The sequence below is a fragment of the Kribbella sp. NPDC049584 genome, assembly GCF_040675555.1.
GTDB lineage: Bacteria > Actinomycetota > Actinomycetes > Propionibacteriales > Kribbellaceae > Kribbella.
Window position 1 is genome coordinate 1 of sequence record NZ_JBFAPF010000023.1, and the last position, 2,702, is coordinate 2,702.

At 56.3% G+C, this 2,702-nt stretch carries 2 rRNA genes; both read right to left on the bottom strand.

What is annotated here, in order from left to right:
* Positions 1-626 (bottom strand): 23S ribosomal RNA (locus tag AB0J62_RS40440); the annotation flags it as partial.
* A gap of 476 nt (positions 627-1,102) precedes the next feature.
* A 16S ribosomal RNA gene (locus tag AB0J62_RS40445) occupies positions 1,103-2,627 on the bottom strand.
* Positions 2,628-2,702 lie beyond the last annotated feature (75 nt).

Here is a 2,702-nt window from a genome sequence, read left to right on the forward strand (position 1 = left end):
ATGCTCCGACGGATTGTAGGCAACCGGTTTCAGGTACTATTTCACTCCCCTCCCGGGGTACTTTTCATCTTTCCCTCACGGTACTAGTCCGCTATCGGTCACCAAGAAGTATTTAGGCTTAGCGGGTGGTCCCGCCAGATTCACACGAGATTTCAAGAGTCCCGTGCTACTTGGGAAAACACTCAAGAGTCACTGTCTTACGCCTACAGGGCTATAACCCACTACGGCTCAACATTCCAGAAGATTCGACTTCAACAGTGATTGATAACTCTTCGACACCACGGCATTAGTGTCAGAATGCTCCCACGACCCCACATGCGCAACGCACGCCGGCTATCACACGCACATGGTTTAGCCTCATCCGCTTTCGCTCGCCACTACTCACGGAATCACTATTGTTTTCTCTTCCTGCGGGTACTGAGATGTTTCACTTCCCCGCGTTCCCTCCAGAACCCTATGTGTTCAGGCACTGGTAACTGGCTTTAGAATGCCAGCTGGGTTTCCCCATTCGGACACCCCCGGATCACAGCTCGGTTGCCAACTCCCCGGGGCTTATCGCAGGCTCCAACGTCCTTCATCGGCTCTTGGTACCAAGACATCCACCGATTGCCCTTAGTAGCTTGTCACAAAACAAACAAACAAAAAGCAAAATTACGCTACAAAGAGATGCTCGCGTCCACTATACAGTTCTCAAAATACGGGCAGGAAAACCAGCCCCGAACCACCACCTATCGAGATAAGCACCCCGCCCAGGGAAACAACACACCCAGACAGAACACCCACACCAACGGTTTGATGAGAGCCGGCCCCAGCCACCACACCAACCAGTATCACCCGGTCGATCCGTGACCCAGAAGAAACAGTCCAACCCGATCACTCAGGCAGGCCCGATTCCTCAGGACCCAACAGCGCGCCTCGGCGATCCACTCGGCCACTCCACGTTCCACGCCCACACAGTGAGCAGTACTAGCTTCAGCGACTCCGCTTCAGCACCTAATGGTCAATGTTCCACAGTCCGAAGCACCATCGCCCCGGAACATTCGCCCAGGAAACGATGAATGGGCAGGCACTCTCTCGAGCAACCCACCGAAGTGCTCCTTAGAAAGGAGGTGATCCAGCCGCACCTTCCGGTACGGCTACCTTGTTACGACTTCGTCCTAATCGCCAGCCCCACCTTCGACGGCTCCCTCCACAAGGGTTAGGCCACCGGCTTCGGGTGTTGCCGACTTTCATGACGTGACGGGCGGTGTGTACAAGGCCCGGGAACGTATTCACCGCAGCGTTGCTGATCTGCGATTACTAGCGACTCCGACTTCATGGGGTCGAGTTGCAGACCCCAATCCGAACTGAGACCGGCTTTTTGGGATTCGCTCCACCTTACAGTTTCGCAGCCCTTTGTACCGGCCATTGTAGCATGCGTGAAGCCCTGGACATAAGGGGCATGATGACTTGACGTCATCCCCACCTTCCTCCGAGTTGACCCCGGCAGTCTCCTATGAGTCCCCACCATCCCGAAGGACGTGCTGGCAACATAGGACGAGGGTTGCGCTCGTTGCGGGACTTAACCCAACATCTCACGACACGAGCTGACGACAGCCATGCACCACCTGTATAGGACCCTTACGGACCCCGCATCTCTGCGAGATTTCCCTATATGTCAAACCCAGGTAAGGTTCTTCGCGTTGCATCGAATTAATCCGCATGCTCCGCCGCTTGTGCGGGCCCCCGTCAATTCCTTTGAGTTTTAGCCTTGCGGCCGTACTCCCCAGGCGGGGCGCTTAATGCGTTAGCTGCGGCACGGAGGACGTGGAATGTCCCCCACACCTAGCGCCCAACGTTTACGGCGTGGACTACCAGGGTATCTAATCCTGTTCGCTACCCACGCTTTCGCTCCTCAGCGTCAGGTAAGGCCCAGAGAGCCGCCTTCGCCACCGGTGTTCTTCCTGATATCTGCGCATTCCACCGCTACACCAGGAGTTCCGCTCTCCCCTGCCTACCTCTAGTCTGCCCGTATCGGAAGCAGGCTCGGGGTTAAGCCCCGAGTTTTCACTCCCGACGTGACGAACCGCCTACGAGCCCTTTACGCCCAATAATTCCGGACAACGCTCGGACCCTACGTATTACCGCGGCTGCTGGCACGTAGTTGGCCGGTCCTTCTTCTGCAGGTACCGTCACTCTCGCTTCGTCCCTGCTGAAAGAGGTTTACAACCCGAAGGCCGTCATCCCTCACGCGGCGTTGCTGCGTCAGACTTTCGTCCATTGCGCAATATTCCCCACTGCTGCCTCCCGTAGGAGTCTGGGCCGTGTCTCAGTCCCAGTGTGGCCGGTCGCCCTCTCAGGCCGGCTACCCGTCGACGCCTTGGTAGGCCATTACCCCACCAACAAGCTGATAGGCCGCGAGCCCATCCCCAACCGCCAGAACTTTCAACCACACCCCAGGAGAAGTATGGTGTTATCCGGTATTAGACCCCGTTTCCGAGGCTTATCCCAAAGTTGAGGGTAGGTTGCTCACGTGTTACTCACCCGTTCGCCGCTCGTGTACCCCCGAAGGGGCCTTACCGCTCGACTTGCATGTGTTAAGCACGCCGCCAGCGTTCGTCCTGAGCCAGGATCAAACTCTCCGTTGAAATCTATATGTCAACCACAACCCGAAGATCGCGGAAAACAGACTACATTGAGTGATCCTTTGAATCAGAAACAAA